This window comes from Pontibacillus sp. ABV4_188 (assembly GCF_056311905.1).
This window is the reverse complement of the sequence record NZ_CM149975.1, coordinates 1123176-1139972: the sequence shown is the minus strand read 5'-3', so window position 1 is coordinate 1139972 and position 16797 is coordinate 1123176. Positions and strand designations below refer to the sequence as shown.

Sequence of the window (16797 nt, the reverse complement as noted above, 5' to 3'; positions counted from 1 at the left end):
TGTTTCTTTGTTACCCTCATCATATAAAAAAGGGTGAGCAAAAATATGCTCACCCAACACGTGTTCTCTTTATTTCAAATTTAGACGTTCTTATCCAGTTCATTACTCCATAAAAGCTTGAGGATACTCGACCGTTCCCTTCACGTTTTGAAGAGCACCTTCCTCCAGTTCTAAAGCCATAAACGCATCCTCTGGCACTTCAAACGGAGCGTTAATGCCCCATGTAGAAGCTTTCAGAAATCCGAATTTCCCATAATACAGAGGGTCACCGAGGACGATGACGGATGTGAAGCCTTTTTCTTTTGCTGCTTGCAGGGATTGGTGAATCAGCTGTTTTCCGACGCCTTGTTTCTGCGCTTTTGGCACAACGGCTACCGGGGCCAAGGCTAGCGATTGTGATGTGTGCTCTTCCTTTTTTACCGTAATGGGCGTTAACAGAACGTGGCCGATGATCTCTTCATCCCGAACCGCCACAAGGGACAGTTCAGGAATGTAGCCATATGCCTTCCGAAGCCGTTCTACTAATTTGTGTTCCGTTCCCTCACTGTGTTCTGCGCCTATAAACGCGTTTTCCACTACTTGTTCTGTCTTTTTGTAATCGTTTGGTTGTTCTTCTCTTACGATGATCTTCATCTACTCTGCACCTACCTAATCTGACTCGTTTCGTTCGCTTCTTTGTATAGACACCTATACGTCCTGACTCCCATCCTTATCTGCCCCTTTGTCCCTTTCTTTCATTTCAAAGACAATGATTGCATTCACTAAAATGACCAACAATGTAACAACTATGGCTCCTATTATAAAGGATACGTGAGGGCCCATCATGATTGACGTACTAACCACAGTTCCAAAGCATGAATACAAAGCAATCTGACTGACCTTCCTGTGTGAGGTTGAATGGTCTTTCATTTGTCCATACTCCTTTCTTATGTGGATAGAATAGGGTAAGGTGGAACAATTCTGAGAAGAAACGCTGATGATTATTACACAATACGTTACGGCAATCCCACACGAAAAACAACCATAATATGTAAAATAAGACTAAGGGAGAAGGTTATAGCTCATTTTTGTAAAAACCTTCATTCGTCCCTTACCTGCCCCCTTTTCATGACCTATTACCTAGAAGGATGTATAACCGGTGAATAGACCGGGTATAGATTACTAGCTAAAGGAGTGGTTGTTTGGAGAATCCTGAACCCTTTACCGTGAGTGGAAGCATTACAGTGGATGAATTTAAGAAGTACCAGGCCTATCATGTACGGAGGATCAACTTGTCTTTTTTCTTCGTGGTGCTGGTTGTATTTACACTTATGTTCGTCAGTGTCATTGATGCGATTTGGTTCATAAGTATTTGGTTTGCAGCTTTATTCGCGCTTGTGCCCTCTGGTCTCTTTCTTCTTTTCGTGAAGACGTTAAACCGGTACCGCGCGAAGAAGGAATTTGAAAGTGATCCTATTGCGCTAAATGAAATGACCTACACGTTCAGTGAGGAGGGTGTCCATCAGAAAGTAAGGCGCTCTGACAATTATTATGAATGGAGTGACTTTTCTTCCTTTCAGGAGACCCCTGAGTTGTTCCTCTTGTATGTATCGAAGCGTAAAGCGATTCTGTTGCCAAAGCGATTTTTTAGAAGTAATGAGCAACAGGAGCGATTTAGGAGCATGGTGGGCGAACATAGGCCCCGCTAACAGTTTTTCTAACAGCGGCATGAGCACAGACTAATGCCGCTTCTTTTCCCTTTAAAAGCTCACCTCCCAAATCTGATAAAGCATCATGAGTATAAACCCGACAGGTACAAGGACGGCAAGGGGAAAGATTACCTTTCGATACTTGTACATAAAGGAGAATTTGTAGTGACTCGGGTCATTAAACTTCTCCCTTGATTCCTTATAAAAGGCTGTGCGGATCATGTATACGAACCCTGGAATAATAAACGAGATGAGTACGGCCACGAAGAGGTAAGGTCTTATTTCCTCAAGTGTAAATTCATACCGTCTCAAGTTCTCTCCGATTAAAAGAATCGCGGCGATTGGCACCATTAGAACGACTCGGATCATATGTCTGTGCTTCGTTTCCTTTTCTTCCTTCGTACTGCTCTTATAATCGATGAATACATACATCCCGTATAACAGCAGCGCTACCCAAGCTATGAAGGAACCGATGATAAAAAACATAAACTCTCCCCTTTCCCCTTCCTCTACGATAGTCTCCCGTTTCACGTTTCACCCGAATTAAACTTCATTTAACCAATCATAGTACACAGAATCACTGCATTGAATCGTTTCCTTCCGCTTCTCTTGACGCAACGCTTCAAGAACACAGCTATACAAATAGCCACGAAATTCCTTCTTAATCTTGCCCTGTTTGTAAAGAAAGATCGCTTGCTTGAATGTACGCGTAATGGCTTCCATATACGCCTCTATGCTGTGGTGCATTTGTTCTCTTTTGTAAGCTCTATGGATGCATTCCCACACCCGGTCCACTTCTACTGGTGTGAAGAATGGCTTTGCGACTTCAACAAAGGATGGAGGAATGTAGGAAGGTAAAAAAGTGTAATCCATATCGAATCGCGCTCCTTCGACCTTCTTACTCTTTAAAAGGTGTTTCTCTCCCTGCTTATTCTCTGCTTCCTCCTGAGATTCGGGCGTAGATCCGTTGGGAGACGTGGTTTCTGCTTCAATCGATACAGTATCAACTGACGTGTCAGGTAGGGTGTCATCATGCGGTGTAAGAAATGCTTTTTGAGGTTGGAAGAGTAATAGATTCACGCCGCGCTTACCGTTTGGGCGGATGGTGGCGACCCTCTTAATCAGATTCATGTTCTCAAAACGATTGATTGTCCGGATGACCGTGCTGCGGCTTCGTCCTGTCGTTGAGACAATCGTGTTTACTTTCGCGAACGAGACACCAGGGTATTTGACAGAATGACGCCATATGTATGTTAGGATTTCGAGATTCCCTTCAGACAGCTCCCATTTATACCGACGAAGAAACCCTCTTACGTGCTGGTCTAATTCGTGAACAGATGAGAACGTTTGATAGCTTTTAAGATGATTGATATTCATAGACTCCACCTACTTTTTCCTTTTACATCTATAATCATCTTCAGGGTTCAGTTCGGTGCCTATTCTTTGAAACTTTTTTATTGAGTTTTGTATAGATCTAGGAAGAACCTGGTGGAAAACTATGGTAAACTATATCTCGGTACCGGCACACATATGAATCATTTGAAGGAGGCAGGAATATGAGAAAGATCCGCAAAGGTGGGCTTTTTTCTAAGGTACTTCTTTTCGCATTCGTCCTTTTACTTACATCTTGTGACGATGGAACAAAGAATACAGACGATACTTCCGCTGATCAAGAAGAGAACCAAACCTTAGAAGAAACAGAACAGGAAACACAAGTGAGCAGCGAGAAGACAGAATCATCGGCCAAGGATGAAATGGGGGCAGAAGAGTCGGACCAGGAAACCCCGGTCGAGGAGAACACCTCTGAAACATCGGAACAACAGTCGATGCTAAAAGATCGATATTTAGAAAAGATTAAACAAGCCAGAGCAGAAGCGGCTGATTTAGAACCAACAGATTCCTCGACCTATGCTCTGAAAAAAGTGGAAAACGATCGATGGAACATTTGGGATGATTTATTAAATGAGACCTACAAGGCTCTTGAGGAACAATTGCCATCTGAAGAAATGGATCGTTTGCGAGACAAACAGCGTGAGTGGATCACGTACAGGGACAATAGTGCTCTTGAGGCATCGGAAAAGTATAAAGGCGGCACACAGGAGCACTTGGAATATGTGAGTGTGTTGGCTAACTTGACTGAGGAACGGTGCATTGAACTTGTGGAAGGGTATATGAGTTGAGTTTAGGGAAACGCGGTGGAGACGGTTTTGATGCCTCCTCCTATAAGCATCTAGAGGATCTGTCACCTTTTCCATACTGGTTCATGCAAAAACGTCAGAGATCATGCATTTCTCTGACGTTTTTTCGTGTTTACTCTATTAAGGGTCGTAGATTTTCTCTATCTCTTACATAATGTTCATGCAGTCCAATGGAATCGTCAGAGATCGCTCCTCTCTCTTACCTTTTTCGCTGTTAGGTAATGGGTAAAGGTCACAGATGGTTGGAGCGGGACAAGGGACCTGTCCCCCTATCCCATATTTTTTCACAAGAATACCTTGCATTATTAAGTACTCTTTTTTATAGTTGTTACCAGAGGTGAAAAAATTGGAAATTAGTAAGGAAGTATTAAAAGGTCATATTGATACGCTTATACTATCTCTTTTACATAGAAAAGACATGTATGGATACGAGTTAGCGAAGATTGTTCGTGAAAAAAGTGAAGAGCAATTTGAATTGAAGGAAGGCACACTCTATTTATCGTTAAAACGATTAGAAAAAAACAAATGGATTTCCCCTTACTGGGGGGAAGATCAAGGACCAGGCGGAAGAAGAAAATACTACAAACTCACGGAATTAGGTAAAGAAGGCTTCAAAGAAAAACGAGCAGAATGGAACTACGTGAAGAAAATAATGGATTCATTCATTGAAGGAGGAGAATTATGAAACAAATTGATGAGTTTGTCGATTCCATATACGCCAATGTCGATGGGGATGAAGCGAAAGAATTAAAAGAGGAGATGCGCGGTCATTTAGTCGAGACCGTTACAGAGCTAAAAGCAAACGGAAAGACAGAACAAGAGGCAATCAATATTGCGATTAGCCGTTTCGGTGATCAAAATCAAATCAAAAGAGGATTATTTCAATTGTTCAAGAGTCAAAGCAAAGTGATCAAAAACCTATTCCGTACGTCTAGCATTGCGCTCGCCTTAGGTTTATTGGTTTTAGTAAGTATACTTTGGAGGGAATATGAAGTGAAGGCCGTTAACCAAACTGCAAGTAATGTAGCGATGACACTTGAAGACAGTACCTTGTCTGAGCAGAAGACTAAAGAGATTGCATCCCTGGTTGAAGAAACAGGTGCCATTGAGTATTTTGTAGTCTACCAAACCCCCAACGATTCTCCATTGCAAACCAAAGAGGATGGCCGGGAGATTGCTATAGAATATGGAGACACCTCTGTTAAACACGCCGAAGGCTACGGTGCTGTGGTCAAAGGAAATGACCAAGATAACTACCGTACGGTTGCCGTCTATGAAAACGGTGATAAGACAGGGTTTTATTCTATTTCAATTGGATCATTTATAGTGTTTGTCGTACTTAGTCTATTCGCATTAATATTAAGAGCAAAGCCAAGCCGTTAACATATGGAGGATCTGTTACCTTTTCCATCCTGCTTCATGCAAAAACGTCAGAGATCATGCGTTTCTCTGACGTTTTTTTATGTATTCGTCTATTAATCTGCTATCTCTTACATAATGTTCATGCTGCGGGACATGGGACCTGTCCCCCCTATCCCAATAATAAAAATCAAGTTAAATATTGAATTAGTTCCTTTATTCCTTCGTAAATTGCTATACCAACAATAACCCCAAAGACCATCTTAAAGAAGTTGTTAGAATCTTTCTCCACTGAAACTCCCCCCTAAATTACAAACTCTATGCCATAAGTAAACATTTTCTCCCTTGTTCATATATCTTGCTTGTTACTGATAGAAGCGATTGCTCTTGCTCAACGGTCGCTTCCGATCGTTGAATAAGTATTACCTTCACTTGTCTTCAACTTTTATTGTTTGTTCCTCATGACTGTCGGTGTTTTTCAATACAACTGACCATTCATCTTTGTCGGAATCATATAAAATAGATTGTACAGTTAAAATTGCACGTGCAAACTTGTTCTTAGATAATACTTTATTTAAGGCTTCAGTATCAGAAAGTGTTGCCCCTTCAGGAGTAGAACTTGGCATAACTTCTAATTTCCCAATAGAAGCTTGACCTGGGTATGATTCTGCAACTCCATTATCAAACCATATCTTAACTTGCTTTCCTACCTTAACATCGTTAGGTAATTTACTTGCCCAAACAGCATCATAAAATTCTTCATTTCCACCATTTTTGCTGTAATCCTTTGCTTTTGTACTAACAACTAAAACCTCTTTTCCTTTCTTATCCATTACATATCCACTGATCCCCGGCTCTCCGACATAATGGTTGCCACTCTCATTACTACATCCAACTAATATAAAAAACATAAATACTACTAAATAAACCATTAGATTACGCATTATAGCCCCCCTCTTTACTATAATTGACGTAAAAAGTTGTTTATGGTTTCAATTATCTTTGTTCTGGAAAAATCCTACTTCGTGGAGCGTAGAAACGTTTCTAATGCTTCTTCCTGTTAACATACAGAGGATCTGTTACCTTTTCCATACCGTTTCATGCAAAACGTCAGAGATCATGCGTTTCTCTGACGTTTTTTAGGTATTCCTCTATTAATCTGCTATCTCTTACAAAACGTTCTTGCTGCGGGACAAGGGACCTGTCCCCCTATCCCACTTCTTTCAACATGGAATACTTCACATAAGCTTTATAATAACTCATACCAAAGATGCCAACCATAAGGATAGGGAGCAACTTCACTAGAACAAATGGGGTTTCAAATAGTAGGGCTTTCCAAAATAATGCACCGCTCATATCCCAAAGGCCTGCGTGGTATAATTTCGAGTCCTGGTAGATCATAAAAGAAAACACCAAACAGAGCACCCCGAACCACAGAGAATAATTCATTATTCGTTTATAATAATTCCCTTGCGATTGGCGGTCAGAGAAGATTTCATTTTGTCCATCATCTTCTTTTTGCCAATATCGGATTCCAAGCCCGCTCCCCTTTATATAGCTCCAGCCGAAATCCTCATAGATTCCAATGTATTCTTCTAGCTTTTCCTTAGGTAAATAATCTTGATAATCCAGTCGCATCACATAGTTCTGGTCCGTTTTTTCGAATGTGTACACTCCCAAGCCGTTAATATGTGTGCAGCGGTACCCTTTTTGTAACTGTTCGTTCAGCCATTCCTCTTCTTTCTCGATATTCATAAAGATCTTAAATTTCTTCATTCACATCACCTTCTTCATATAAGGATAAAATATGCGACAGCCTGTCTTGTTCCATCTTCAAAATGCTGCTTCCTTCTTCCGTGATCCTATAAATCTTTCTCCGACCTGAATGGCCAACAGGTTCAATCCAACCGTGTTTACTCAAGTTCTCAATCGCTCCGTATAATGTACCAGCGGCTAAGCTAACGGAGCCTTCACTCATGCTTTCAATCTTCTGCATGACGGCATAGCCGTGCAGTGGTTCTCGTAGAGCTAATAAAATGTAGTGCATCGTTTCAGACAATGGCAGTAACTTGTGTTTCATTTTCTCACCTTCTATTCAGTTCAACTATACAGTATAACTTAATAAGACTATAATACAGTTCAACTGAATAATCAACAGAAGTTTATAAAAATTCCCAAAAAGAATAGAAAAAGCCGATCTCCTGTATGTCGGAAATCGGCTTTTATTTTGCTATATGGGAATCCTTTAACGCACAAACTACTTTATAAATTGCCCACTTACACTTCGAACACGATTACGCTTAATTCCTATAAAACATAGAAGCGCGGGGACGGTTCTGGTGCTTCCTCATATTGATATACAGGGATAGCACCTTTCACTATTATTCCACACAAAAACGTCAGTGATCTTGCGCTTCTCTGACGTTTTTTGTGTTTTGTTCTCTATAAAAGGGCACAGATAAGGTCTATCTCTTACATTTTGCCCATGTGGCCCAGTGAAAGTGTCACAGATCGGTCGCCTCTGTTACCTCTTAGTCATTAAGTGATGAGTAAACGTCACAGATAGAGGCGGCGGGACAACGTACCTGTCCCCCTATCCCAAGAATCCCCCATCCCTCATGATCACATCTTCCGTCCCATCTTCTTGAATACCTACTACTTTCATATCGTTGCTACCAAAGGTCACATTGACTGCCAAAAGCGATGTATTCAGACCCGCTTCCTTCAACTTCTCCTCTGATTGGTCTATACTATTTTGAAGATTGGAAGGGGATGCATTTCCGATTCCAATATGACAGGATGTATTTTCATCAAACAAGGTATTGAAGAAGAGAGTATCTGTCTGAGCAAGCGGAGTTTGATTAGAGACCAAAGCGATTTCTCCTAGATAATGTGAACCTTCGTCTGTTTCAATCAGATTCTGTAACACTTCCTGGCCCTTTTCGGCATAATAGTCGGTAATTAGTCCATCTTTAAAAATTAGATAAAATTCATCGATGAAACTTCCTTCATAGATAAGGGGTTTAGTCCCTACCAATTTGCCATTCACCTTATTTTTATGAGGAGCCGTAAATATTTCTTCCGTAGGAATGTTCGGAAAGAAAGGGAGCCCATTTTTATCTTTGACACCCCCGCCGATATAGAGGTGATTGTTAGGTAGGCCCACTAATAAATCTGTTCCCAGGCTATTTGTAAAATGCAAAGCTTCGTATTGGCTCTCGTTTAAGATTTCTTTTCGAGCTTCAAAGGCTCTATGGTGACGCTCCCAATCTTCTATAGGATCTTCCCCATCTGCCCGAGAACCTTTTAAAATCAAGTTCCATAATGATTGTAAAGCTTCTTCCCTGCTTTTGTTCGGGAAGACGTTCCTTGCCCATACCACGTTTGGGACAGCCAAAAGACACCAACGGATCTCATGGGATCTAATTTTTGCATGATAATCCTTTAATTTGGTTCGAGAAGCTTTTTGGAACCGATTTATCCGGTCTACAGAAACGTCCTTAAAAACATCTAGGTTCTCTGAGATAATATGGATGTAAGCAGCACCTTCATTTTCCCACTCCTCAAAACGTGCAGCCTGCCAATCAGGGTAGTGGTCGATGACACGATCAGCTGCATGTATGTAAAATGCTCTAGTAGACTGTTCATCTGTCCAATCTATAAAAACACTTGAAGCTCCTGCCTCATAAGCTACCTTCTCAATTAAACGTGCAAATGGAGCATTTTGCAGATCACTATGGATAATCAACATTTGATCTTCCTGCAGATTCACACCAGCTCCGACAGCTAGTTCTGCATACTTTTTTAACTGTGATTCACTTATATGTTCATATATTCCTTTACTCATTTACGATCTCCCCCGTGAAGTTGCTATATCATTCCACTTTAAATCCTTTTATGCGTATACTACCCTTTTCTTTTACTTCAATAAAAAAGGTACGTTCTCCTTGTTAAGGAGCGCACCCGTTATCGCACTAATTAGGATTTTCTTCTTTTGAATTTAATATAATTAAATGATCCACCAAACACCAATCCCACAGCAACTAAACCTAAAAATACCCCAGAGTATGATAGCAATTCAATATCCTTGCCCGAAGCGCGGGGACGGTTCTGATGCTTCATCATGCTAGCATACCGGGATGTCTCGCGTTTTTTCTTTAAATACTACTATCTTTCACTTGATGTCCAATCCGCCTAATGAAACCTCCACGGATCAACGGTCTATCTTACCTCTTTGTTATTATTTGGTCGGTAAGTCACAGGTGGTGATAATGGGACAAGGGACCTGTCCCTCTATCCCATTTATTCTTTTGTATCTCCAAGAGTCTTTGTATAGTTATGAATTAGCTCTCCATCACGCCACTCATACCATCCCAAATACTCCGTGTTTTCTCCATGATCGATATAATGAACAAGGTAGGTGTTTTCTTTCCTCTTGATTTCTTCAAGATAATCTATGGTGAAATCCTCACTCCCTACCTCTTCTTCAATGACATCATACACCGCGTCCTCTACATTGGTTTCTTCCCAGTATTGAAATACAGATACGCACAATACAATAAAAAATATTCCCATCGCAAACCAGTCACTCACTTTGGTATTCTTTTCATATTTCTTGTTGTACCACATGATTTTGATTAGACCTATGATCAGCACAAGCGTTAATACAGGGACATATAGAAGACTCAGAGAAACTTGAAAGAGGAGCCCTACATATGTAATTAAAAACCAAAGGAGTAAAAAGAGAAGAAATTTCTCAAATCCACGCTTTTTCTCATTAAATAAAAACTCAACAACAGTGCCTTTACGCAAAATTACACTCCTTCACACTTCCAAACTCCCATTTTCCATTTTCATACAAAAACAAAGGAGCTGCCATTTCGACAACTCCCGACCTGCCCTCTAGTTGATAAGAAAGTTTCCAATGAATCCAAATAGAAACATGATCATAATACCCCCAACTAGAAAATACCCAATAAGCTTAATAGGCAAAGGCAATTTGCCTCCCCTCGTTTTAGGAAATCCTTCAATATCTTGCTTATGGGCGATGGCATCATTGAACGGCTTGTTTTGGCCTTCATTGTTCATAAACGATGTAGCACCTCCGTTATTGTAGATGCATATTGAAAATCCTAATCATATTTACGATTCACATTACTTTGCGTTTCACCATTGTCATGATTTATAAAATGGCGTGTTTCATCATCCTACTCCCTAAAACAAAAAAGCCCCCTTATTTTGTTTTACTCAAGGAGATAAAGGTTACTAAATATTGTAAAAAGGAGTTCTTCTAATGGACGTACTCGCTGTTATTTTAATAACGATTGGCATCATAGCTGTACCGGTGATCGGCTTTTTCTACCCTGCTCTTAAAGAAATGAAAGGGGAACCTTTGTCGGAACGTAAACGATATGGATACGGAGCATTAGGCATTGGTATTTTGCTCTCCCTGTTTATACTTAGTCAATTACTCCTAAGGTTATAGTTCAATAAGAAGCGCGGGGGCGGTTCTTCAGCCTAATAAAACCGTCACAGTTGGAGGAGATGGGACAAGGGACCTGTCCCTCTATCCCATTCATTTTCTTAACCTAAAGAAATTAGAGGATACCACCATCACCATTCCTATAATCAATATCGGGATCGATAAGGTTTCTAACAAATTTGGCGTACCATCGAGCCCCACTAAATCACTAAATACAAAGCCAGCGACAAAAATCCATAATCCCACATAAGCGAGCACTTTTCCTGTAGTGGTCTTCCCTCTTCCTAACATCTATATCAACCTCCTCACAGTTTTGTTATGTATATCTTACTTGTCACCCTTCTTCTTTTAACAAAAATAGGAAACCACATAAAGCATACCAAACCCTCTCGTTTCTGGAAACCATAAAAAAGAAGCCAGGAATCACGTTTCCTGGCTTCTTCATCCACCTTCTATTATGCTTGCTGTGCTACTTTCCACGTATCAACCATGTTCACGCCCGCTGCTTTCATCATTGTATAAACCGGGCAGCGTGCTTCTACTTTTTCCTGTAGTTCTTTCAAACGCTCAACTGATTCGCCTGTTGTAATGTCAGCCTCGATTGTTACCGTTTCGAAGTATGGCTGAACATCTGTTTTGCCCATGAAACCGCTAGGGTCGAACTCACCTGAGATATGGAAGGAAATGTCCTGTAGATCAAACCCAATCTCTCTAGCGACCATGCGCGCTGTCACGTTTTCACAAGCGGCAAGGGAGCCGAGTACACTTTGAAGTGGGTTTGGTCCAGAATCTTGACCGCCCATGTGCTTGCCTTCATCAATCATAAATTCGTGCTTTCCTGCATTTGCTTTTACAGTAATACCTTCTGTTTGTGCTGTTACGTTCATTGTCATTTTATTCGCCATTGTAATCTCTCCTCTATAGTGTGCATTGATTTTAGTTGTAAGTGAAAACTTCACGTTTCTTTTCCTTTATTACAATTCATTTTTCATTGCGTTTCTAACCAGGTTCATATACCCCAGCGGGTACAAAGAATACTATACTAGGTATATTTAGCGCTGTCAATGGTTTGGGTTTTCCCTTGGTAAGAAGGAGGATCAAGCTGGCACGTAGAATACATATTACCATGGAAATAATGGCATAAGCGTTTGACTTCTTGGATTCTTGTATTATGAAAGGAGCAGAATTCATGCCTTATCGAGCTAAGACGCAAAGGTTTCCTTTACTTTTACTCTTATTTTTAATGGTAAGTTCCGTACTAAGTTCATCATTTCGGAATAGCCTTTCTATTGAATTTCTAGTGTTCGCCATTCTATTTTGCACCTTTACCTTCTTCACTCTCTTTATCCACTACGAATGTAAAGTCGATTCTAATCATGTATCGTATAAAGTCTTATTCTTCTCCTGGCCACTATATAAAAGAGTCGTCTCTCCAGATGAAATGAACCAAATCAAGTTCAAACGTGTTGGTTGGAATACCAAGGGGGCTATTATAAAAACTAAAAAAGGCCTTCCTATCAGAATCACCCATTTTACACCTGAAGACGTATATACAGATTTAACGAACTTTGCAGCTGAACATAATCTTTCCGTCTACAAGACAAACGATTACCTTATTCTAGATCGATAACTAGTCCATGCGTTTAAAAAAAGAGAAGAACCGCCAACCTGCGTTTCTTCTCCCCTGATTTATGTATAAGTTTGGGCTGACGTTCCTATTTCGGCTTCCTCTCGGTGTTTCCAGTATGTCTTATACCCCTTGTTTCGTACGACCGCTTCTTTCGGAACTTGATTGGAAATCATCCAGATCGCCAGAAGGTCGACACAGGCACTTATGGCATTTAGAAAAGCAATATCAAACAGGAATAAAGAATAAACCCCTGTCACCGCCATAAACACAATTGGCAGAATCGATAGCACAAGGAAAGGCGTCAGGTAGACAGCCAGAGCCCGGTTCCGACTCATCCTCTTCGTATAAAAAGCAAAAAACACGAGGTACTTCACCAGCACCCCAGCATAAATATCATCAGACCTCAGCTTAGCCGGAAACACTACCGCATGTAACCCTTCATGAATGGGAAGCATGACGGCATAAGCCAAGAGAAGATTCCAACCAAATCGGAATTGATAAACTTCTTCAATCCCTAAAACAACTGCCAGCAGATAAACCAAAAGAATCGCAAATAGCCCAATCGGTAAGGCAATCCATTGAGCAAGAGCCGCGTTTGGTTCCTTGAGCATCGTCCACCCTTCCTCTTCTGGACGGAACTGCTCTGAAACAGGAAGTTTGGTAGACATTTTCATTTCGTCACCTCCTCATCACTTCTGTAGACCCCTTCATTTAATCCCCACATGAGATAACCGAATAACAGACCAGCTAACATGAAGGACCCAATTGCAATCACGAGCTCAAGACCCCAGCTTTCAGTGAAGTAGTCACCGAACGTTAGCTTGTGCTCTATTCCTTCACCAAACAGAAAAAATAGTATCCCCGTCGATAATCCCCAGCCGAGCAAACCGTAATATAGGATGTAATGCGTACGCCCTTTCTCACGAATTTTGCTCCACTTTTCTTTGTGTTTTTTGTGACGTTCGTGCATATATACTCTCTCCTTTTTGAACCATCACACATTTTATCATATTTTTTCCATCATTCTAGTAAGAAATCAATTTGGTTCTCTAGTTGAATATGGTAGTCTTGTACCAAATGAATCGATTGGCGGGATTAGGATGAAACAACGATCAGCTCTGCTCTCGATTGGGGTAGGGGCTTCTTTATGGGGAATCATCGGAATTTTTGTAACCTACTTATACGATTTGGGCTTTAGTCCTGTTCAGGTTGTGGCTTTACGTGTAAGCATGGCAGCGGTGTTCATGAGTGTCTATGTTGCTTTAAAAGATAAACGTTTGTTCCGAATCAAGCTATCTGATAGCCGTTATTTTATTGGTACGGGCATTATCAGCATCGTTCTCTTCAACTGGTGCCTCTTTAGTGCGATGGAAGAAACGTCTATTTCGATCGCTTTTGTCTTATTATATACGGCTCCCGCTTTCGTCACGATCTTGTCGAAGTTCTTATTCCAAGAACATTTGACAACTCGTAAGATCAGCGCCTTACTCACAACGTTTATTGGCTGTACACTTGTGATTGGTTTATTACCTAACATGAGTGGCTCCATTTCTTTATACGGCCTTTTACTCGGTCTTGGCTCTGGATTTTTCTACGCCCTTTATAGCATTTTCGGCAAATACGCCCTTCAAAAACATGACTCCCTAACCGTTACGGTGTATACGTTTATCTCCGCGACACTTGCTGTTGTCCCCTTTAGCGGTTTAGGGAACATGTTACCGGTATTATCTGATTGGAGAGTATGGGGGTTCATAGCGGGCCTAGGCTTCCTAAGTACAATGCTTCCGTTTATTTTGTACACGAAAGGTCTTGAACACGTCGAATCAAGCCGCGCTTCCATTATTGCAACAGTCGAGCCTGTAGTAGCTTCTCTGACCGGGTTCCTTCTCTTTAACGAGACGTTAACGCTGTGGCAGTATATTGGCATCGCGTTTGTTATCGGTTCAGTTATTATGGTTCAGGAAACGAGAAAAGGAAAAGGCCTTCAAACCTCAGAAGAAGTGAATGTTCAAGGATGATTGAAATTATGGCATAGCCTCATCTACGTTCTTCACCAAATGAAGCGATTGTACGATATAAGCAATCGCTCCTTTTTAGTTGGTACTAGTAATGAAATGAAACGGTTTTAGATAACTGACCGTAAAAAAATGAAGGAAGTGATCTACCATTGTTCTCAACATATTCGAATCTGGAAATAAAACAAGAATCTATACTTAAAAATCAGAGTCGTCAGTACTCCATACGTTCAAGTGGAAAATTAATAGGGATGATTGAGGAAACTATAGATACGTCAAGAGATTGGAAAAATCAATTGCTGAATTTAATTGGTTTACATTCCGTAGGGAGTAAGCTACTATGCATAACAAACAAGAAAGCAAAGGTTATGGCCTATATAAGCAAAAAGAGAGGTTTCAATCAGAATATAGAGGTTTTTGATTCAGAATGGAACCAAGTCTCTATATTACAACAAGAATTAAAAATGAGGTCTCAAAAAATACTTGCTGTCTCCCCTAATGGAGACGAATGTCTGATTGCAAGAGGGAGAAATGGTTCATTAGACTTTTTTGTAAAAGAGAAGGAAGCAAGTGAATTAGTGCTTTCAAGCATTAAGAAACGCTCAGTTCCCACTCCAACTTTAAAAGAAACTTTAGTCTCTGGTGAGCAATATTCTATTAACAGTACTAAACAGATAACAGAGATGCAGCAATTCATTATCATTGTGATGACAATAGTTATTAGTGAGCAGTTACATAATGCGTAATATAATAAATTCAAGTCTATAAGTATACTGTGCGATTGTTGAATATGGATTTAGGAGGACATTTTATGATCAAGAAAAAAGCATTACTCCTCGTTCCGCTTTTATTCCTTACAATTTCTTTAATAGGATTCTTTAAAGAAGATACAGTTAAGGGTGAAATTAAAGGTACAATTGAAGACAAATATCCACAGCACAATATGATAGTCGTAGAGGAGCATTCTCATATCCAACACAAAATTCCTGTTGATGATATTGAAAAATATGAAATCGGAGACATTGTAGAAATTACTGTATATATGCACCCTGGTCAAAACGGTGGCACTACATATGATCATTCGAAATTTGTTATAAAAAAGGGTGAAATGTCTCCATAACTGGTTAAACTATACGGCATTTCATCTACTAGAATGGTAACGAAATTTCATAACTCAACCATAAGGACGACTCCGTCATAAACCGCTCTAATAAGCGTTATTTATACAACCCTTTCTCTAACGCATAATTTAATGCCAGTTCAGGGACTAAGTATTTCACACTCATTCCGTTTTCAATGCGTGAACGAATTAATGTAGAACTTGTTTCCACATTCACACCCTTACTCAAACAATCGAATCGGTGTTCATGCTTTGTCAGAAAAGAATTTCTAGCGATCATTTCAGGCATATCATATCCTTCTCGACCCATGACAATAAATTTATTATTTTCGATGAGTTCCTGCCCCTTGTGCCATGTGGCGATGTTGGCTAAATTATCAGCGCCCATTACAAAGAATAATTCGTCATTCGGGTATTCTCTTTTTAACTTTTCCATCGTGTTATACGTATATGTCTCCCAAGCATGAGCCCTAAGTTCAATGTCATTCACATGAAAATGGGGATTGTCTTCAATCGCTAATTGGATCATGTTCAATCGATCCTCATTCGGCGACAAGTCCTGAACCTTATCAGCCCTTATATCTGAAGACGGGATCAGAATAATTCCATCTAATCCTCTCCTGTCTCTTACCATTTCCATTGTGACAAGATGACCGATTGTAATGGGATCAAATGCTGAACCAAATACTCCGTACCGTTTTCTTTCCATGTTTATCTTCCTCTCTTGTTTAAAAGATATCAACCTTTCCACTTTCCTGAGGTTCTTTTCCTTCTATACTTATGTAATCAAGTTTAGAGCAAGTAAGCATCATGTTTACAATACGGTGAACTTTTTTATACGAACTCCTCCTCGTCTCTTACCCTTTAAATTCTTGGATTTGATTATAGCTAACATTGCATCACACTGCTTTTACCTTAACGTTTATCATCAATAGAGACGATTGGAATCAGTCTTATTTTATCAATAATCAAGGGAAACCGAAATCATACGATCGGTTTCCCTTATCCATTCATTGCTATGATTTTCTGCATACATATTCCTCGCTCGCCAATTATTTCTCCTCAAACTCCACCGCACACACTTGCTGCGGATTAATGATAATATCATCCTCAATTTCAACAAGACCGCTATCCTCTAACAAATCCAGAAACTCATCTCGATCTTGGCATTCGATTACATACGCCTTACTGTTTGTTAAGAAGATCTTTGCATACGTCGTCATCTTAGATTCCACTCCTTTATTGGAACCTATGTAGTAAGGCAATTGATTATGTACGAGCCCATGCTGAGACTCTTCTTTACTT

At 40.2% G+C, this 16797-nt stretch carries 25 protein-coding genes; 9 read left to right on the top strand and 16 right to left on the bottom strand.

Annotation, left to right across the window (positions count from 1 at the left end; genetic code table 11):
• Positions 1-102: 102 nt before the first annotated feature.
• Positions 103-633, bottom strand: a complete 531-nt coding sequence (locus ACYX4O_RS05795) for a GNAT family N-acetyltransferase (RefSeq protein WP_476355398.1) — start codon at positions 631-633, stop codon at positions 103-105.
• A gap of 54 nt (positions 634-687) precedes the next feature.
• On the bottom strand, positions 688-909 hold the full coding sequence (locus tag ACYX4O_RS05790) for a hypothetical protein (protein WP_476355396.1): 222 nt from the start codon (positions 907-909) through the stop codon (positions 688-690).
• Between the two features lie 272 nt (positions 910-1181).
• On the opposite strand from ACYX4O_RS05790, the gene ACYX4O_RS05785 reads away from it, so the two are divergent.
• Positions 1182-1688 (top strand): YcxB family protein, encoded by a 507-nt coding sequence (locus ACYX4O_RS05785; protein ID WP_476355394.1) that lies wholly within the window; start codon positions 1182-1184, stop codon positions 1686-1688.
• A 51-nt stretch (positions 1689-1739) separates the two neighbouring features.
• On the opposite strand, the gene ACYX4O_RS05780 is transcribed toward ACYX4O_RS05785, so the two are convergent.
• Complete coding sequence (locus tag ACYX4O_RS05780) at positions 1740-2174, bottom strand: hypothetical protein (RefSeq protein WP_476355393.1); 435 nt, start codon at positions 2172-2174, stop codon at positions 1740-1742.
• 57 nt (positions 2175-2231) lie between these two features.
• Positions 2232-3065 (bottom strand): hypothetical protein, encoded by an 834-nt coding sequence (locus ACYX4O_RS05775; RefSeq protein WP_476355391.1) that lies wholly within the window; start codon positions 3063-3065, stop codon positions 2232-2234.
• A 179-nt stretch (positions 3066-3244) separates the two neighbouring features.
• Here ACYX4O_RS05775 and ACYX4O_RS05770 point away from each other — a divergent pair, with 179 nt between their 5' ends.
• The 3 genes from ACYX4O_RS05770 to ACYX4O_RS05760 all read left to right on the top strand — a co-directional run bounded on the left by ACYX4O_RS05770 (position 3245) and on the right by ACYX4O_RS05760 (position 5269).
• On the top strand, positions 3245-3868 hold the full coding sequence (locus tag ACYX4O_RS05770) for a lysozyme inhibitor LprI family protein (protein ID WP_476355389.1): 624 nt from the start codon (positions 3245-3247) through the stop codon (positions 3866-3868).
• A 364-nt stretch (positions 3869-4232) separates the two neighbouring features.
• Positions 4233-4571, top strand: coding sequence for a PadR family transcriptional regulator (locus ACYX4O_RS05765; protein ID WP_476355387.1), 339 nt, complete (start codon positions 4233-4235; stop codon positions 4569-4571).
• Positions 4568-5269, top strand: coding sequence for a permease prefix domain 1-containing protein (locus ACYX4O_RS05760; protein ID WP_476355386.1), 702 nt, complete (start codon positions 4568-4570; stop codon positions 5267-5269). Before ACYX4O_RS05765 ends, ACYX4O_RS05760 begins: the two co-directional genes overlap by 4 nt.
• 404 nt (positions 5270-5673) lie before the next feature.
• On the opposite strand, the gene ACYX4O_RS05755 is transcribed toward ACYX4O_RS05760, so the two are convergent.
• From ACYX4O_RS05755 to ACYX4O_RS05730, 6 genes are all read right to left on the bottom strand, one after another.
• Positions 5674-6189, bottom strand: a complete 516-nt coding sequence (locus ACYX4O_RS05755) for a YobA family protein (RefSeq protein WP_476355385.1) — start codon at positions 6187-6189, stop codon at positions 5674-5676.
• Positions 6190-6454: 265 nt separating this feature from the next.
• A complete protein-coding gene (locus ACYX4O_RS05750) occupies positions 6455-7021 on the bottom strand; it encodes a DUF2812 domain-containing protein (RefSeq protein ID WP_476355383.1) in 567 nt (188 codons plus the stop codon).
• Entirely contained in the window at positions 7008-7325 is a 318-nt protein-coding gene (locus ACYX4O_RS05745; RefSeq protein ID WP_476355381.1) for a PadR family transcriptional regulator, read from the bottom strand. Before ACYX4O_RS05745 ends, ACYX4O_RS05750 begins: the two co-directional genes overlap by 14 nt.
• Positions 7326-7838: 513 nt before the next feature.
• On the bottom strand, positions 7839-9092 hold the full coding sequence (locus ACYX4O_RS05740; protein ID WP_476355380.1) for an aminopeptidase: 1254 nt from the start codon (positions 9090-9092) through the stop codon (positions 7839-7841).
• A 455-nt stretch (positions 9093-9547) separates the two neighbouring features.
• Positions 9548-10057 (bottom strand): hypothetical protein, encoded by a 510-nt coding sequence (locus ACYX4O_RS05735; protein WP_476355378.1) that lies wholly within the window; start codon positions 10055-10057, stop codon positions 9548-9550.
• Positions 10058-10147: 90 nt separating this feature from the next.
• Positions 10148-10333 carry a hypothetical protein gene (locus ACYX4O_RS05730; RefSeq protein WP_476355376.1) on the bottom strand — a complete coding sequence of 62 codons (186 nt, stop codon included), beginning with the start codon at positions 10331-10333 and terminating at the stop codon, positions 10148-10150.
• A 205-nt stretch (positions 10334-10538) separates the two neighbouring features.
• Here ACYX4O_RS05730 and ACYX4O_RS05725 point away from each other — a divergent pair, with 205 nt between their 5' ends.
• On the top strand, positions 10539-10730 hold the full coding sequence (locus ACYX4O_RS05725; RefSeq protein ID WP_476355375.1) for a hypothetical protein: 192 nt from the start codon (positions 10539-10541) through the stop codon (positions 10728-10730).
• Between the two features lie 90 nt (positions 10731-10820).
• On the opposite strand, the gene ACYX4O_RS05720 is transcribed toward ACYX4O_RS05725, so the two are convergent.
• Together ACYX4O_RS05720 and ACYX4O_RS05715 are read right to left on the bottom strand one after the other, a co-directional pair.
• Positions 10821-11018 (bottom strand): hypothetical protein, encoded by a 198-nt coding sequence (locus tag ACYX4O_RS05720; RefSeq protein ID WP_476355373.1) that lies wholly within the window; start codon positions 11016-11018, stop codon positions 10821-10823.
• Positions 11019-11182: 164 nt separating this feature from the next.
• Positions 11183-11632, bottom strand: coding sequence for an OsmC family protein (locus ACYX4O_RS05715; RefSeq protein ID WP_476355372.1), 450 nt, complete (start codon positions 11630-11632; stop codon positions 11183-11185).
• A gap of 284 nt (positions 11633-11916) precedes the next feature.
• On the opposite strand from ACYX4O_RS05715, the gene ACYX4O_RS05710 reads away from it, so the two are divergent.
• Positions 11917-12357, top strand: coding sequence for a hypothetical protein (locus ACYX4O_RS05710; protein ID WP_476355370.1), 441 nt, complete (start codon positions 11917-11919; stop codon positions 12355-12357).
• 59 nt (positions 12358-12416) lie between these two features.
• On the opposite strand, the gene ACYX4O_RS05705 is transcribed toward ACYX4O_RS05710, so the two are convergent.
• Both ACYX4O_RS05705 and ACYX4O_RS05700 read right to left on the bottom strand, forming a co-directional pair.
• Positions 12417-13031 carry a DUF3267 domain-containing protein gene (locus ACYX4O_RS05705; RefSeq protein WP_476355368.1) on the bottom strand — a complete coding sequence of 205 codons (615 nt, stop codon included), beginning with the start codon at positions 13029-13031 and terminating at the stop codon, positions 12417-12419.
• The gene (locus ACYX4O_RS05700; protein WP_476355366.1) at positions 13028-13327 is read right to left on the bottom strand and encodes a hypothetical protein; all 300 of its coding nucleotides are present in this window, start codon (positions 13325-13327) and stop codon (positions 13028-13030) included. The genes ACYX4O_RS05705 and ACYX4O_RS05700 overlap by 4 nt, the downstream gene beginning before the upstream one ends.
• Positions 13328-13343: 16 nt before the next feature.
• Here ACYX4O_RS05700 and ACYX4O_RS05695 point away from each other — a divergent pair, with 16 nt between their 5' ends.
• The 3 genes from ACYX4O_RS05695 to ACYX4O_RS05685 all read left to right on the top strand — a co-directional run bounded on the left by ACYX4O_RS05695 (position 13344) and on the right by ACYX4O_RS05685 (position 15492).
• Positions 13344-14375: a DMT family transporter gene (locus tag ACYX4O_RS05695; protein WP_476355365.1), complete on the top strand. Its 1032-nt coding sequence runs from the start codon at positions 13344-13346 to the stop codon at positions 14373-14375.
• A 248-nt stretch (positions 14376-14623) separates the two neighbouring features.
• Complete coding sequence (locus ACYX4O_RS05690; protein ID WP_476355363.1) at positions 14624-15118, top strand: hypothetical protein; 495 nt, start codon at positions 14624-14626, stop codon at positions 15116-15118.
• Between the two features lie 65 nt (positions 15119-15183).
• Complete coding sequence (locus tag ACYX4O_RS05685; RefSeq protein ID WP_476355361.1) at positions 15184-15492, top strand: hypothetical protein; 309 nt, start codon at positions 15184-15186, stop codon at positions 15490-15492.
• Positions 15493-15589: 97 nt separating this feature from the next.
• Here ACYX4O_RS05685 and nadD read toward each other — a convergent pair whose 3' ends face one another.
• Both nadD and ACYX4O_RS05675 read right to left on the bottom strand, forming a co-directional pair.
• Complete coding sequence (gene nadD / locus ACYX4O_RS05680; RefSeq protein ID WP_476355360.1) at positions 15590-16201, bottom strand: nicotinate-nucleotide adenylyltransferase; 612 nt, start codon at positions 16199-16201, stop codon at positions 15590-15592.
• 343 nt (positions 16202-16544) lie between these two features.
• Positions 16545-16715, bottom strand: coding sequence for a hypothetical protein (locus ACYX4O_RS05675; RefSeq protein WP_476355358.1), 171 nt, complete (start codon positions 16713-16715; stop codon positions 16545-16547).
• Between the last annotated feature and the right edge of the window lie 82 nt (positions 16716-16797).

What these genes read in the sequence shown, in the direction of transcription:
- ACYX4O_RS05795 (WP_476355398.1), bottom strand. Translation starts at nt 633, where the DNA reads ATGAAGATCATCGTAAGAGAAGAACAACCAAACGATTACAAAAAGACA.
- ACYX4O_RS05790 (WP_476355396.1), bottom strand. Translation starts at nt 909, where the DNA reads ATGAAAGACCATTCAACCTCACACAGGAAGGTCAGTCAGATTGCTTTG.
- ACYX4O_RS05780 (WP_476355393.1), bottom strand. Translation starts at nt 2,174, where the DNA reads ATGTTTTTTATCATCGGTTCCTTCATAGCTTGGGTAGCGCTGCTGTTA.
- ACYX4O_RS05775 (WP_476355391.1), bottom strand. Translation starts at nt 3,065, where the DNA reads ATGAATATCAATCATCTTAAAAGCTATCAAACGTTCTCATCTGTTCAC.
- ACYX4O_RS05770 (WP_476355389.1), top strand. Translation starts at nt 3,245, where the DNA reads ATGAGAAAGATCCGCAAAGGTGGGCTTTTTTCTAAGGTACTTCTTTTC.
- ACYX4O_RS05760 (WP_476355386.1), top strand. Translation starts at nt 4,568, where the DNA reads ATGAAACAAATTGATGAGTTTGTCGATTCCATATACGCCAATGTCGAT.
- ACYX4O_RS05755 (WP_476355385.1), bottom strand. Translation starts at nt 6,189, where the DNA reads ATGCGTAATCTAATGGTTTATTTAGTAGTATTTATGTTTTTTATATTA.
- ACYX4O_RS05750 (WP_476355383.1), bottom strand. Translation starts at nt 7,021, where the DNA reads ATGAAGAAATTTAAGATCTTTATGAATATCGAGAAAGAAGAGGAATGG.
- ACYX4O_RS05745 (WP_476355381.1), bottom strand. Translation starts at nt 7,325, where the DNA reads ATGAAACACAAGTTACTGCCATTGTCTGAAACGATGCACTACATTTTA.
- ACYX4O_RS05740 (WP_476355380.1), bottom strand. Translation starts at nt 9,092, where the DNA reads ATGAGTAAAGGAATATATGAACATATAAGTGAATCACAGTTAAAAAAG.
- ACYX4O_RS05730 (WP_476355376.1), bottom strand. Translation starts at nt 10,333, where the DNA reads ATGAACAATGAAGGCCAAAACAAGCCGTTCAATGATGCCATCGCCCAT.
- ACYX4O_RS05725 (WP_476355375.1), top strand. Translation starts at nt 10,539, where the DNA reads ATGGACGTACTCGCTGTTATTTTAATAACGATTGGCATCATAGCTGTA.
- ACYX4O_RS05720 (WP_476355373.1), bottom strand. Translation starts at nt 11,018, where the DNA reads ATGTTAGGAAGAGGGAAGACCACTACAGGAAAAGTGCTCGCTTATGTG.
- ACYX4O_RS05715 (WP_476355372.1), bottom strand. Translation starts at nt 11,632, where the DNA reads ATGGCGAATAAAATGACAATGAACGTAACAGCACAAACAGAAGGTATT.
- ACYX4O_RS05710 (WP_476355370.1), top strand. Translation starts at nt 11,917, where the DNA reads ATGCCTTATCGAGCTAAGACGCAAAGGTTTCCTTTACTTTTACTCTTA.
- ACYX4O_RS05705 (WP_476355368.1), bottom strand. Translation starts at nt 13,031, where the DNA reads ATGAAAATGTCTACCAAACTTCCTGTTTCAGAGCAGTTCCGTCCAGAA.
- ACYX4O_RS05700 (WP_476355366.1), bottom strand. Translation starts at nt 13,327, where the DNA reads ATGCACGAACGTCACAAAAAACACAAAGAAAAGTGGAGCAAAATTCGT.
- ACYX4O_RS05690 (WP_476355363.1), top strand. Translation starts at nt 14,624, where the DNA reads ATGATTGAGGAAACTATAGATACGTCAAGAGATTGGAAAAATCAATTG.
- ACYX4O_RS05685 (WP_476355361.1), top strand. Translation starts at nt 15,184, where the DNA reads ATGATCAAGAAAAAAGCATTACTCCTCGTTCCGCTTTTATTCCTTACA.
- nadD (WP_476355360.1), bottom strand. Translation starts at nt 16,201, where the DNA reads ATGGAAAGAAAACGGTACGGAGTATTTGGTTCAGCATTTGATCCCATT.
- ACYX4O_RS05675 (WP_476355358.1), bottom strand. Translation starts at nt 16,715, where the DNA reads ATGACGACGTATGCAAAGATCTTCTTAACAAACAGTAAGGCGTATGTA.